Genomic DNA, 12,142 nt, shown 5'->3' with positions numbered 1-12,142 from the left:
CCGGGAATTCAAATGGCGTGCGTCAGCGCTTTCAGACGCGCGACGGTGACGTCGAGATCGTCCGACGGCGTGGCCCGCGACTGCTTGAAGAAGCCGTGCAGCAGGACCATCGTGTCGCCGACGACCGTGAACAGCACGCGGGCGCTCCGCCCCGGCAGCATCACGCGGATCTCCCACAGATCCTTCGCCATCTTCCGGACCAGCGGCATGCCGAGCGGCCAGCCGAGTTGAACGGTCTTGATCTCTTCGCCGATCGCCCTTCGCTCCACGTGCCCGAGCGCCTTGAGCCATTCGCGCACCGGCTCGTTGCCTCGGGCCGTGCGAAAGAACCGCACGCCGAGCGTGACCTGAATCTGCTGTCTCGCCATCGTCTTGCCACCAATCGTACCAAAAACGATACGATATGCCAAGCACCGCAAGGACGGCTACTGGCCGGATGGCCAATCCAGAAGCGGCGAAAGGGATTGAGCCGGGCTTGCCGCACGGCCCGAAGGATCAGCGATCGCCGCGAGCCGGTTTGCGCGCGGCGCGTGGCGGCCGGTGCGGGCGCTTGTCGCCGAACCGCGACCGCGCGATCTCGCGCACGGCATCGATCAGCGTTCGTGCGACCGGCGACGGCTGCGCATCGGTGCGCAGAATGAGCCCGACCGGCTCGTCGGTCCCCGCGGACGGCAGTGGCAGGCGCGCCAGCGCACCGGCCGACAGATCGTATTCGGCCGCGTAGAGCGGCACGAACCACACCGCGTCGTTCTCGAGCGCCAGCGCGCGCGCGACCGATACCGACAACACCTCGATGAACGAATCCAGCGGCGGCGCGCCGCATGCGCCGAGCAGTTGCTCGGCCGACTGCCGGATCAGCGTGCCGTACGGCGGCAGCACGACCGGATAGCGCGCGAGCTCGGCGGCCGGCGCCGCGCTCGACAGCAGCGGATGCCCCGCGCGCACCACCGCGACGAGCGGCTCGTTGTACAACTGCTCGAACGCGAGCCCGATCATCCGCTCCGGCTCCGACAATCGCCCGATCGCGCATTCGATCGCACCGGACTTCAGGCGCTCCAGCAGATCGGCGTTCGCGGCCGTCGCGATCCGCACGACGATGCGCGGCCAGCGCTCGGCCAGCGCCTTCATCAACGCGGGCGCAAGCGATGCCGCGACGGTCGGCAGCATGCCGATTTCCAGCGTCGCCGCGGCGGCCCCGCCCTCGCGCGCGAGCAGCCCGACGCCCTGCCGCAGCGCCAGCACGCACGCGTTCGCATGCGGCATGAACAACTGCGCTTCGCGGGTCGGCTGCGCACCCTGCCTGCCGCGCTCGAACAGCTTCACGCCGAGGATCGCCTCCAGTTCGGCGATCGTCTTCGACACGGCCGGCTGCGTGATCGACAGGCTTTCGGCCGCCTTTTGCACGCCGCCCAACTGCGCGACCGCGAGAAAGCACTGCAGGTGCCGGAACTTGACGCGGCCGTCGGCGATACGGTTATTCATAACGGGTGGTTATGCAAATGACGATGAAATGCCATTTTGCATAACTTTCCGGATAGTCCCAAGCATTCGGTGAAACGTCACGCATCACGCCGCAGCGCATGGAAACCGGTCGGCTCCCAGATCCGCGTCGCGATCAGCAAGCCCGTCCCGTGCTTTTGCCCGAGCGGCGCGGACGACGATTCCGCATGCAGTGCGGCCGCCTTGCTGCGCAGCCGGCGCAATTCCAGTTCGAGCTCCGCGGCGGCCGCCTCCGTCAGCATCCCCTGCGAGAACGTCATCGTCTCGCCCGCGCCGTCGAAACGGCTGTCGAGGAAATCGCCAAGCGCGTGCGCATGGAAATAACGGCGGATCGGCCCGCCCGGCAGCCAGTCGAAATCGCGCGCGACGCGCACGCGAATCCGGTCGCCCGGCAGCAGCGCGACGACGTTCATCCGGTCGAGCATCAGCAGGTATTTCACGCATTCGGCCTTCGTCATGCGATAGGCCGACACGATGTCCTGCACGGTCCAGTAGTTGATCGCGCAGACGGCGACGAGCAACAGTTTCTCGTCCGACACGAGCAGCGCCTCCTGCTGCTCGGTCAGCACGTGCAGCCTCGGCGCCGACGCCGATGCCTCCTGCACGAGCTCGGCCAGCGTATAGCCGAGCAACTGCGCGATCTCCGCGACGCGCTCCAGCGTGAAGCGGCCGCTCGCGAACAGCCGCTTCACGCTCGTCTCGGAGACGTCGAGCGCACGCGCGACGTCGCGATAGGTCATTCCCTGCGCCTTCAACTGGCGCTTCAGCGTTTCGATGAGTTGGGCGGTTTCGGTCATTTTGGTATCGAAAAATGATGCTCCAGGTCGGATATTAGGCTACCTGCGCATGCATCTGAACACTTTTGGTTACTTGTCTGCATAATCCGCTCCGTCCTGTCACTCAACGACGGAGCCGAAATGGCCACCCGAACCGACGCCGCCGCTTACGAACCGCAGCACACCGCACCGCGCGATGCACGCGACACGGATCGCACGATGCCGCTCGCCACCGTCCGCACGCTGGCCGCCAGCGCGCATGTAGGCGATCTCGTGTTCATCCGCGTGCCGGCCGGCTCGCCGCGCGACGCGGCAGGCACGACGGGCGCATGGGCCAATCGCTTCGGCATCGTGGTCGATACGTCGGGCGACGAACCCGTGATCGCCGAGCCCGCGTTTGCGTGGACGAAGCTCACGCCGCTGTCGCGCTTCGTCGCCCATACCGACGGCGGCCGCATCGCGCTGGCGCGCCGCGTCGCGGCACCGACCGCCGACGAGCAGCGCAACGCGCATGCGACGGCCGAACAACGGATCGACGCATTGCTCGGCAACCGCTTCAACCTGAGGGCGCGGCGCGGGTTCTGCGCGCAGTACGTGAGCGACGTGATCGGCACCGACCGGGCCGCGACGCCGGCCGTACTGCTGCGCAGCGGCACGCTGTCGCTCGAATTCGACGGGATCGTGTTCGATCCCGGCTGCAAATGACAACGGTCAGGCTCAGGGAGGCCGGATAACAACAAGAACAAAAGACAAAAAATAGCGACGGGCTGGCTGGAGGGCCGTGCACGGGGTCGTCACCGACGACGCGAAGCCCGATCGCTTTCATCCGCCGGACAGGCATCCTGTCCGGCGGATTTTTCATTGGCGCCGCGAACATAACGAACGGTTATGCGTCTCGCGAAAAAAGGTCATTTTGCATAACTTTCCGGATTGGCTAAAGTCCTGCCATCCACTTCGTGAAATACCTATCAGGAGACGCCCGATGGATTCCCCCACGATCCTCACGCCGCGCGACTGGCCGTCGCATCCGGCCTATGTCCACCCCGAGTACCGCTCGTCCGTGAAGCGCGGCCCGACCCGCCCGCTGATCCCGCTGAAGGAGAAGCTGCGCGACCAGTACGCGCCCGTCTACGGCGCGGAAGATCTCGGCGCGCTCGACCACGACCTGACGAAGAACGCCGTGAAGAACGGCGAGCCGCTCGGCGAACGCATGGTCGTCACGGGCCGTGTGCTCGACGAAGGCGGCAAGCCCGTGCGCAACACGCTCGTCGAGGTGTGGCAGGCGAACGCGGCCGGCCGCTACGTGCACAAGGTCGACCAGCACGACGCGCCGCTCGACCCGAACTTCCTCGGCGCGGGCCGCTGCCTGACCGACAACGAAGGCCGCTACCGCTTCCTGACGATCAAGCCCGGCGCGTATCCGTGGGGCAACCATCCGAACGCGTGGCGCCCGAATCACATCCACTTCTCGCTGTTCGGCGATTACTTCGGCTCGCGTCTCGTCACGCAGATGTACTTCCCCGGCGACCCGCTGCTCGCGTACGACCCGATCTTCCAGGGCACGCCCGAGGCCGCGCGCGATCGCCTGATCTCGCGCTTCTCGATGGACATCACCGAAGAAGGCTATGCGCTCGGCTACGAATTCGACATCGTGCTGCGCGGCCGCGACGCTACCCCGATGGAGCGCTGAACCATGACGACGCTGAAGCAAACCCCTTCGCAGACGGTCGGCCCGTACTTCGCATACGGCCTGTGCCCGCAGCAATACGACTACGACCTGAAAAGCCTGTTCACGCCGACGATCGCCGCGACGCACGCCGACGGCGAGCACGTGCTGCTGGTCGGGCAGGTGTTCGACGGCGACGGCAACGTCGTCGGCGACGCAGTGCTTGAATTCACGCAGGTGGATAGCTCGGGCCGCTTCCCCGCATCGCGCGACGACATCGCGAAATCCGGCTTCACCGGTTTCGCGCGGGTCGGCACGGGCACCGATGCGCAGCACCGCTTCGTCGTCGAGACGGTGAAGCCGGGCCGCGTCGCCGCCGACGAAGCGCCGCACGTCAACGTGACCGTGATGATGCGCGGGATCCTCACCCACGCGTTCACGCGCGTGTACTTCGACGACGAAATCGCGGCGAACGCAGCCGACCCCGTGCTGAACGCGGTGCCGGCCGAGCGCCGCGCGACGCTCGTCGCGAAACGCGACGCGCAGCCGGGCCGCCCGGTCGTCTACCGCTTCGATATCCGCATGCAGGGGCCGGACGAAACGGTGTTCTTCGACGTTTGACGCACGCGCCGGCGCAGGCCGGTTCCGGATGCAGACGCACCGCCGCGTGGCGCGATACCGACAGGCATCGCGCCACGCGGCGTTTTTGCTGTGCCGTCAATCTTTCGATGCTGCGCTGCATCGCGCCGGGACACGGTTGTCGATGTCCATTGGTCGGGACTTCTGCCCCTACATCGAACGCGCGATTGAAACGCATGCTGCGACAGCACATGAATCGTCCGTTCGGCGGTGTATCGTTTGCGCGTTATGCGGCGTATCCTTCGTTATCCGCAACGCACCGACACGATTGAATCGGAAGAAGCAACAATTACGCAAGTAATGCGCGACACCGGCCCGCTGGCTGTGCGTGCATTTCTTCTGACCGAGTGCCTTTAAACGCGTCTGACCGAATTGGGCAGGCGCGTATTTTTTTGCGGCTGCGACCGGCAAACGGGCGTGGCACGCGCGTCGGCGACTCCTTCCGCTTAGCGCCGAATCTCCAGATACCGGCTTGGCGTGTCGCCCAGAATGCGGCGAAACGCCGACGTGAACGCGCTCGCGCTCGCATACCCGAGATCGAGCGCGACGCGCGTCACCGGCTGCCCGTCGCTCAGGCGGGAAATCGCCGCGAGCATGCACACCTGCTGACGCCACGCGGCAAAACTCACGCCCGTCTGCGCGCGGAACTGCCGCGTAAACGTGCGCCGGCTCACGCCCGCGTCGGCGGCCACCTGGTCGAGATCGGCCGCGATCGACGGCGACGCGAACAGGTGCCGGCACACCTTCGCCAGCCGTGCGTCGGCCGGCAGCGGTGCATGCAGCGACAGGCGCGGCATCGTCGCGATTTCCGCGATCAGCAGCGCCATCAGCTTGCCCGCACGGCCATCGACGTCGTACATGGCCGGCAGGTCGATCGCATCGTCGATCAGTTGCCGCAGCAACGCGGACACGCCATACACGCCGCACTGCCCGGGCAGGCCCGCTTCCTGCGCGGCGTCGCCGGACACGAACGTGTTGAGCATCGTGACCGGCCCGGTCATCGTCATTTCGTGCCGCACGCCGGCCGGCACCCAGCACGCACGCTGCGGCGGCACCAGCCAGCGGCCGTGCGGCGTCGACACGCTGATCGTGCCGCGCGACGCGAACGCGAATTGCCCGCGCCCGTGCGCGTGTTCCGGAAACGTCGTGCCCGCCGCATAGTCGTTGGCGGTCACGACCACGCTCCGGGGAATGTGTTCGTAGGGATCTAGCAGCGTATTTCTCACGGCCCGAATTCCATCATCAATGACCCGATATCGAAGGCGGGTCTCCTTCGATCCATCTACGATCCGCTCCACGCTTGCGCGACCTGACGGCCGCAAGACCCGTCGGCCTGATCGGCCGGATAACAACCTCATCGGAGCGGACATGCCCAATACGTTTCATCGCGTGGGAGACGGCCCCCACCCTGTTCTCGTGCTGCACGGCTGGTTCGGCGACGCCCGCGCGTTCGAACCCGTCGAAGCGTGGCTGTCGCGCGAGCGCTTCAGCTATGTGTTCATGGACTATCGCGGCTACGGCCGCATGCGCGACGCACGCGGCGACTACACGATCGACGAGATCGCCGCCGACACGCTCGCGCTCGCCGACATGCTCGGCTTCCCGACCTTCAGCCTCGTCGGCCATTCGATGGGCGGCATGGCGATCGAGAAAATCGCTGCCGTCGCGCCCGAACGCGTACGCGCGCTGGTGCCGATCGCGCCCGTGCCGTGCGGCGGCCTGCCGTTCGACGCCGGGCGACGCGCGCTATTCGAGCGCGCCGCCGACACCCTCGCCGATCGCAGGACCATCATCGATCGCAGCACCGGTGGCCGGTTGCCCGCCGCCTGGGTCGAGTGGAAAGCCGCGTATTCGGCAGCCTGTTCGTCGGCGCATGCGTTCGGCGCGTACTTCCGCGCGTGGGCCGATACGGATTTCAGCGACGAGATCGCGGGCATCCATCCGGTGAAAGTGCTGATCGGCGAACACGACCCGGCGTTCGACGCGGCGCTGATGGCGCGCACCTATCTGCGGCGCTATCCGCGCGCCACCGTCGAGGTGCTCCGCAACGCGGGCCACTATCCGATGAACGAGACGCCGCTCGCGCTGGTCGCGGCGATGGAAGCGTTCCTGCTCGCCGCGACAGCACACCCCGTCGCCAGCGACTGACCCGCCGCGCGCAAGCGGCATCGTTGCGGCACGCATCACCGCAGCATGAACGACATCGCCGACAGGCTGTTCAGCGTGCGCACCACATGCTCGACCGACGGCCCGTCGAAGCGCAGCGTCACCGCATCGACGCGCTCGAGCGACGGCAGCACGCAGAACAGGTCGGCCAGCGCGGCCGTCTGCACGCGCAGCGTGCAAGCGGCCGGCGCGGGGCGATGTGCGCCCGCGCGACAACCGGACGACAGCGCCTGCGCAACCGTCTCGCGCGCGGCGTTCGCAATTCGGGCGCACGATGCGGCAGGCGTAAGCGTGTCGCCGCTCGATGCGCCGCCGGCCGTCTTGACCGTCTCGAAACGCGCGTCCGGAAACAGCGGCTGCGTTTCCTCGGCGAACACGTCGTCGCCGGTTGCCAGTGCGACGCGCGCGCCATATTCGCGCGCCAGCGCGCCGTACAACCCGGCTTCACCGAGCTCGACGCCGTTCAGCCATACCTGCGTGAACGCGAAGCTGTTGATCGTGTGCGCGAGCACGCCGCGCGTCTGCGATTTCGCGTGATAGCCGATCATGAACACGAGGTCGGGCTGCTGTTCGAGGCCCGCCATCATCCCGAGCGTGCGCGGCTTGCCGAGTACGACGCGTGAGCGTGCATCGAGCCCGTCGGGCAGCAGGTTGCGAAAGCCGCCATGCGAATCGTTGATCCAGACGGCCTGCGCACCGCCCGCGAACGCGCCTTCGATCGCCGCGTTCGCCTCGGCGGTCATCCAGCGGCGCGCTCGCTCGTATTCCGGATTGCCGGCACGTGTCTGCTCGGTGGCGAATACGCCGGCGACACCTTCGATGTCGGTCGAGATCAGGATCTTCATGACTGGGTAGAACGCCCTTCGTTGCCTTCGTTAAACAGGTGATCGAGATCGGGCACCGCGTCGCGCAGCGATTGCCGCTCGTGGCCGTCGCGCCCGGCGACCGTCACGGCCTGCAGCAATGCATCGGCGATCGCGTGCTCGACGCTTTCGGCCGCGGCCATGAACAGCGGGTCGAGCGCCGCATCGGCCACGAGGGCCGGCAGCGCGAGGGTCGACGCGTCGTGCGCGATCGTGTACGCGGTCGAGAATGCGAGCGCGATGTCGCCGCTGCCGTGCCCGTAGACGGAACCCGTGCGGGCCAGCCCCGCGCCCGCACGGCGCGCGAGCCGCGACAGTTGCCGCGCATCGAGTGGCGCATCGGTCGCGAGCAACAGGATGATCGAACCCTGCTCGGGCGGCGCCGCGTGCGCGGCCCCGGCCGCCCGCCGTTGCGCGACGATGCGCCCGAGCGGCACGCCGCCGAGCGTCAGCATCGGCAGCCGGCCGAAATTCGCGAGCACGAGCGCGCCGACCGTATAGGGCCGGCCGGCCGCGACGGCGACGCGCGACGCCGAGCCGACCCCGCCCTTCAGATCGAAGCACGACATCCCGCGCCCGGCGCCCACCGCGCCGCGTGCGACGTCGCGCGACGCGGCGCGGCATGCGTCGTCGTAATGCGCGGCCGTCACCGCGAACGCCTGGATATCGTTCAGATAACCGTCGTTGCACTCGAACACGAGCGGGTTGACGGTCGACCAGTCGCGGCCGATCTGCGGATTCGCGGCGATCGCCGCGCGGATCTGCGCCTGCGCGACCGCGCCGACGCCGAACGTATTGGTCAGCGCGATCGGCGTATCGAGCGTGCCGAGTTCGTCGACCTGCACGAGCCCGACGCTCTTGCCAAAGCCGTTGATCACGGCCGCGCCGGCCGGCACCTTGCTGCGGTACACATCGCCCGGATGCGGTTTCACGACGGTCACGCCGGTCTGCACGTTGCCGTCGGCGAGCGTGCAATGGCCGACCGTCACGCCCGGCACGTCGGCGATCGTGCCGCGCGGCCCGGCCGGCAGCGTCGTCGCCCACATCGGACCGGCACGCATCAGCGGCGCTCCAGCTTCGGGTCGAGCGCGTCGCGCAGCCCGTCGCCGAGCAGGTTGAACGCGAGCACGGTCAGGAAGATCGCGAGGCTCGGGAACACCGCGATGTGCGGCGCCGTCACCATGTCTGCGCGCGCCTCGTTGAGCATCGCGCCCCACTCCGGCGTCGGCGGCTGCGCGCCGAGCCCGAGGAACGACAGGCTCGCGGCCGTGATGATCGACGTGCCGATCCGCATCGTGAAGTAGACGACGACCGACGACACGGTGCCCGGCAGGATGTGCCGCATGATGATCGTCCAGTCCGACGCGCCGATGCTGCGCGCGGCCTCGACGTAGGTCATGTGCTTGAGCATCAGCGTGTTGCCGCGCACGAGCCGCGCGAACGCCGGGATGCTGAAGATCGCCACCGCGCAGATCACGTTGACCATCCCGTTGCCGAGGATCGCGACCACGCCGATCGCGAGCAGGATGCCCGGGAACGCGAACAGCACGTCGGCGATGCGCATCGTGATGCGATCCCACCAGCCTTCGTAGTAGCCGGCGAGCAGCCCGAAGATCGTGCCGATCAGCGCGCCGAGCGCGACCGAGAAGAAGCCGGCCGCGAGCGAGATGCGCGTGCCGACGACGATCCGGCTGAAGATGTCGCGGCCGAGCGAATCGACGCCGAACCAGTGCACGGCCGACGGCCCCGCATTCAGTGCTTCGTAGTCGAAATAGTTTTCCGGATCGAACGGCACGATGTGCGGGCCGACGAATGCCAGCACGACGAGCGCCAGCACGAAGCCACCCGCGACGAGCGCCACCGTCTGCTTGCGGAACTTGCGCCAGAATTCGCGCCACGGCGTGCGGATCGCGGTCGATGCGGCCGGTGCCGCGGGCTGGACAGTCGCGTTCATGTACGCCTCACTTGAACCGGATGGTCGGGTTGATGACCGCGTACAGCACGTCGACGGTCAGGTTGATCAGGATGAATTCGAGCGAGAACAGCAGCACGATCGCCTGGATCACCGGGTAGTCGCGCATCGTCACCGCGTCGACGAGCAGGCGCCCGAGCCCCGGCCAGTTGAACACGGCTTCGACGACGATCGAGCCGCCGAGCAGGAAGCCGAACTGCAGCCCCATCATCGTGACGACCGGGATCATCGCGTTGCGCAGGCAGTGCTTGAGCACGACCATCGGCTCGTGCACGCCCTTCGCGCGCGCGGTGCGCACGAAATCCTCGTTCAGCACCTCGACGAACGACGCGCGCGTGAAGCGCGCCATCACGGCCGCGACCGCGGCGCCGAGCGTCAGCGACGGCAGCACGTAGCTCTTCCACGTGCCGTCCGGCACGACCGGCAGCCAGCCGAGCTTCACCGAGAAGATCTCCATCAGCAGCATGCCGAGCGCGAACGCGGGAAACGAGATGCCCGACACCGCGATCGTCATCCCGATGCGGTCGGGCCAGCGATTGCGCCACACCGCCGACGCGATCCCGATCGCCATCCCGAACAACGTCGCCCACACCATGCTGACGAGCGTCAGCATCAGCGTCGGCATGAAGCGCTCGCCGATCTCGGTCGATACCGGCCGCTTGCTGCGCGTCGACATGCCGAAATCGCCGTGCGCGATCTTCATGAAGAAGTTCGCGAACTGGGTTGGCATCGGCTTGTCGAGGCCGAGATCGGCGCGCACGAGCGCGACCGTCGCGTCGTCGGCTTCGGGGCCGGCCGCGAGCCGCGCCGGGTCGCCCGGCAGCAGGTGCACGAACAGGAACACCAGCACCGCGACGATCGCGAGCGTGGGCAGCAGGCCGAACAGGCGTTTGACGAGGAAATTCAGCATGGGGCACCGATCGAATCAGCGCGCCGGCAGCTTGCGCCGCCGGCGCCGCGTGGCGGGCAAACCGCCGTCATTTCAGCGAGATCTCGTCGAAGTTGAACGAGCCGTCCGGCATCACGTACATGCCCTGCAGGCGCTTGCTGCGCGCGTAGACGATCTTCTCCTGCACGAGGAAGATCCACGGCGCGTCGGCCCAGATCTGCTTCTGCGCATCGCCGTAGAGGGTGGCCTTCTTCGAGCGATCGGTCGTGGCGAGCGCCTGCGCGAGGTCGTCGTCGACCAGGCCGTTCTTGTAGTACGCCGTGTTGTACAGCTTCGGCGGCGCCGACTCCGAAGCAAGCAGCGGCGACAGTGCCCAGTTCGCCTCGCCGGTCGACGCCGACCAGCCGCTGTAGTACATCCGCACCGGCGCCGTCGCCGGATCCTGGGCACTTTCCACCCGGGCGACCCGTTCGCCGGCCTCGAGCGCCTGCACCTGCACCTTCACGCCGACCTGCGCGAGCTGCTGCTGGACGAACTGGATCAGCTTCTGCGCCGTCGTGTGATTGTAGGCAGACCAGAGCGTCGATTCGAAGCCGTTCGGATAACCGGCTTCCTTAAGCAACGCGCGTGCCTTCGCCGGGTCATACGGCCAGGGCCCGAGTTTCGTTGCGTATTCGACGCCCATCGGCGCAACCCCCGTCTGCGGTGTCGCGTAACCGGCGAACACGACCTTCGCGAGCGCATCCTTGTTGACCGCGTAGTTCAGCGCTTCGCGCACCTTCGGGTTGTCGAACGGCTTTTGCCGCGTGTTCAGCGAAATGTAGCGTTGAATGATCGACGGCGCCTCGATCAGGTCCACCTTCGGATTGCTCTTCAGATCGTTCGCCTGCTCGAACGGAATCGTGAATGCGAAATCGGCTTCGCCGGTCTTGATCAGCGCGGCGCGCGTGTTGTTGTCGACCACCGGCTTCCAGTCGATCGTGTCGATCTTCGGATAGCCCTTCTTCCAGTAACCGGCGAATTTCTTCACCTTCATGTCGTCGGTCTGCTTCCATTCGACGAACTCGAACGGCCCGGTGCCGACCGGATGCAGCGACACGTCGCGCCCCCACTTCTTCAGTGCGGCCGGCGAAATCATCACCGCGGACGGATGCGCGAGCGTGTTGATGAACGCCGAGAACGGCTCGCGCAACGTGAACCGCACGGTGCTCGGATCGACCACTTCGGTCTTCTCGATCACCCGGAACAGGCCGTACCGCTTCAGCTTGTTCGCCGGATCGGTCACGCGATCGAAATTCGCCTTCACCGCGGCGGCATTGAAGTCGGTGCCGTCGTGGAATTTCACGCCCTGGCGCAGTTTGACCGTGTACACCTTCGCGTCCGGCGACGCCGTATAGCTGGTCGCGAGCACGTTGACGAGCTTCATGTTCCTGTCGAAACCGAACAGGCCCTCGTAGAACGACTTGACGACAGCCTGCGACACCGTATCGTTCGCGTCGTACGGGTCCATCGTCGTAAACGTCGAGTACACGGCGACCACGACGTTCTGCTGCGCGAACGCGGGCACCGCAGCCGACAACGCAAGCGCGCCGGCACCCGCAGCGAGCAGCGCGCGCGGACGGAACATCGGGAACGAATACGGCTTGTTCATCTTGGTGGGCTCCTGTGGAT

General features: G+C 67.0%; 13 protein-coding genes. 4 read left to right on the top strand and 9 right to left on the bottom strand.

Annotated elements, in window-relative coordinates; translation table 11 throughout:
* Window positions 1-8: 8 nt before the first annotated feature.
* From R9B84_RS25625 to R9B84_RS25615, 3 genes are all read right to left on the bottom strand, one after another.
* A complete protein-coding gene (locus R9B84_RS25625; protein WP_423762815.1) occupies window positions 9-368 on the bottom strand; it encodes a type II toxin-antitoxin system RelE/ParE family toxin in 360 nt (119 codons plus the stop codon).
* Window positions 369-495: 127 nt separating this feature from the next.
* Window positions 496-1,482 carry a pca operon transcription factor PcaQ gene (pcaQ, locus tag R9B84_RS25620; RefSeq protein ID WP_423762814.1) on the bottom strand — a complete coding sequence of 329 codons (987 nt, stop codon included), beginning with the start codon at window positions 1,480-1,482 and terminating at the stop codon, window positions 496-498.
* A 77-nt stretch (window positions 1,483-1,559) separates the two neighbouring features.
* On the bottom strand, window positions 1,560-2,297 hold the full coding sequence (locus R9B84_RS25615; RefSeq protein ID WP_423762813.1) for a helix-turn-helix domain-containing protein: 738 nt from the start codon (window positions 2,295-2,297) through the stop codon (window positions 1,560-1,562).
* A 120-nt stretch (window positions 2,298-2,417) separates the two neighbouring features.
* On the opposite strand from R9B84_RS25615, the gene R9B84_RS25610 reads away from it, so the two are divergent.
* The 3 genes from R9B84_RS25610 to pcaG all read left to right on the top strand — a co-directional run bounded on the left by R9B84_RS25610 (window position 2,418) and on the right by pcaG (window position 4,563).
* Window positions 2,418-2,981, top strand: a complete 564-nt coding sequence (locus R9B84_RS25610) for a YiiX/YebB-like N1pC/P60 family cysteine hydrolase (protein WP_423762812.1) — start codon at window positions 2,418-2,420, stop codon at window positions 2,979-2,981.
* Window positions 2,982-3,258: 277 nt separating this feature from the next.
* Entirely contained in the window at window positions 3,259-3,966 is a 708-nt protein-coding gene (gene pcaH / locus R9B84_RS25605; protein WP_175022237.1) for a protocatechuate 3,4-dioxygenase subunit beta, read from the top strand.
* A gap of 3 nt (window positions 3,967-3,969) precedes the next feature.
* Entirely contained in the window at window positions 3,970-4,563 is a 594-nt protein-coding gene (gene pcaG, locus R9B84_RS25600; RefSeq protein WP_423762811.1) for a protocatechuate 3,4-dioxygenase subunit alpha, read from the top strand.
* Between the two features lie 464 nt (window positions 4,564-5,027).
* On the opposite strand, the gene R9B84_RS25595 is transcribed toward pcaG, so the two are convergent.
* Entirely contained in the window at window positions 5,028-5,807 is a 780-nt protein-coding gene (locus R9B84_RS25595) for an AraC family transcriptional regulator (protein ID WP_423762810.1), read from the bottom strand.
* A 142-nt stretch (window positions 5,808-5,949) separates the two neighbouring features.
* Here R9B84_RS25595 and R9B84_RS25590 point away from each other — a divergent pair, with 142 nt between their 5' ends.
* Window positions 5,950-6,729 carry an alpha/beta fold hydrolase gene (locus R9B84_RS25590; protein ID WP_423762809.1) on the top strand — a complete coding sequence of 260 codons (780 nt, stop codon included), beginning with the start codon at window positions 5,950-5,952 and terminating at the stop codon, window positions 6,727-6,729.
* Window positions 6,730-6,764: 35 nt separating this feature from the next.
* Here R9B84_RS25590 and R9B84_RS25585 read toward each other — a convergent pair whose 3' ends face one another.
* The 5 genes from R9B84_RS25585 to gsiB all read right to left on the bottom strand — a co-directional run bounded on the left by R9B84_RS25585 (window position 6,765) and on the right by gsiB (window position 12,122).
* Complete coding sequence (locus tag R9B84_RS25585; protein ID WP_423762808.1) at window positions 6,765-7,592, bottom strand: M55 family metallopeptidase; 828 nt, start codon at window positions 7,590-7,592, stop codon at window positions 6,765-6,767.
* The gene (locus R9B84_RS25580) at window positions 7,589-8,671 is read right to left on the bottom strand and encodes a P1 family peptidase (protein WP_423762807.1); all 1,083 of its coding nucleotides are present in this window, start codon (window positions 8,669-8,671) and stop codon (window positions 7,589-7,591) included. Before R9B84_RS25580 ends, R9B84_RS25585 begins: the two co-directional genes overlap by 4 nt.
* Complete coding sequence (gene gsiD / locus R9B84_RS25575; protein ID WP_423762806.1) at window positions 8,671-9,564, bottom strand: glutathione ABC transporter permease GsiD; 894 nt, start codon at window positions 9,562-9,564, stop codon at window positions 8,671-8,673. The genes R9B84_RS25580 and gsiD overlap by 1 nt, the downstream gene beginning before the upstream one ends.
* 7 nt (window positions 9,565-9,571) lie before the next feature.
* Window positions 9,572-10,492, bottom strand: coding sequence for a glutathione ABC transporter permease GsiC (gene gsiC, locus R9B84_RS25570; RefSeq protein ID WP_423762805.1), 921 nt, complete (start codon window positions 10,490-10,492; stop codon window positions 9,572-9,574).
* A 67-nt stretch (window positions 10,493-10,559) separates the two neighbouring features.
* Window positions 10,560-12,122 (bottom strand): glutathione ABC transporter substrate-binding protein GsiB, encoded by a 1,563-nt coding sequence (gene gsiB, locus R9B84_RS25565; protein WP_423762804.1) that lies wholly within the window; start codon window positions 12,120-12,122, stop codon window positions 10,560-10,562.
* Window positions 12,123-12,142: the final 20 nt, after the last annotated feature.

Origin of the sequence: Burkholderia sp. NLJ2 (genome assembly GCF_049487195.1) — a bacterium.
In the GTDB taxonomy this organism is placed as follows: Bacteria; Pseudomonadota; Gammaproteobacteria; order Burkholderiales; family Burkholderiaceae; genus Burkholderia; species Burkholderia pyrrocinia.
Note: the sequence above shows the minus strand (reverse complement) of the source record. Positions and strands in the feature narration are given on the sequence as shown.

Excerpts from the sequence above, each read along its gene's own strand:
- R9B84_RS25625 (WP_423762815.1), bottom strand. The coding sequence starts at position 368 with ATGGCGAGACAGCAGATTCAGGTCACGCTCGGCGTGCGGTTCTTTCGC.
- pcaQ (WP_423762814.1), bottom strand. The coding sequence starts at position 1,482 with ATGAATAACCGTATCGCCGACGGCCGCGTCAAGTTCCGGCACCTGCAG.
- R9B84_RS25615 (WP_423762813.1), bottom strand. The coding sequence starts at position 2,297 with ATGACCGAAACCGCCCAACTCATCGAAACGCTGAAGCGCCAGTTGAAG.
- R9B84_RS25610 (WP_423762812.1), top strand. The coding sequence starts at position 2,418 with ATGGCCACCCGAACCGACGCCGCCGCTTACGAACCGCAGCACACCGCA.
- pcaH (WP_175022237.1), top strand. The coding sequence starts at position 3,259 with ATGGATTCCCCCACGATCCTCACGCCGCGCGACTGGCCGTCGCATCCG.
- pcaG (WP_423762811.1), top strand. The coding sequence starts at position 3,970 with ATGACGACGCTGAAGCAAACCCCTTCGCAGACGGTCGGCCCGTACTTC.
- R9B84_RS25590 (WP_423762809.1), top strand. The coding sequence starts at position 5,950 with ATGCCCAATACGTTTCATCGCGTGGGAGACGGCCCCCACCCTGTTCTC.
- R9B84_RS25585 (WP_423762808.1), bottom strand. The coding sequence starts at position 7,592 with ATGAAGATCCTGATCTCGACCGACATCGAAGGTGTCGCCGGCGTATTC.
- R9B84_RS25580 (WP_423762807.1), bottom strand. The coding sequence starts at position 8,671 with ATGCGTGCCGGTCCGATGTGGGCGACGACGCTGCCGGCCGGGCCGCGC.
- gsiD (WP_423762806.1), bottom strand. The coding sequence starts at position 9,564 with ATGAACGCGACTGTCCAGCCCGCGGCACCGGCCGCATCGACCGCGATC.
- gsiC (WP_423762805.1), bottom strand. The coding sequence starts at position 10,492 with ATGCTGAATTTCCTCGTCAAACGCCTGTTCGGCCTGCTGCCCACGCTC.
- gsiB (WP_423762804.1), bottom strand. The coding sequence starts at position 12,122 with ATGAACAAGCCGTATTCGTTCCCGATGTTCCGTCCGCGCGCGCTGCTC.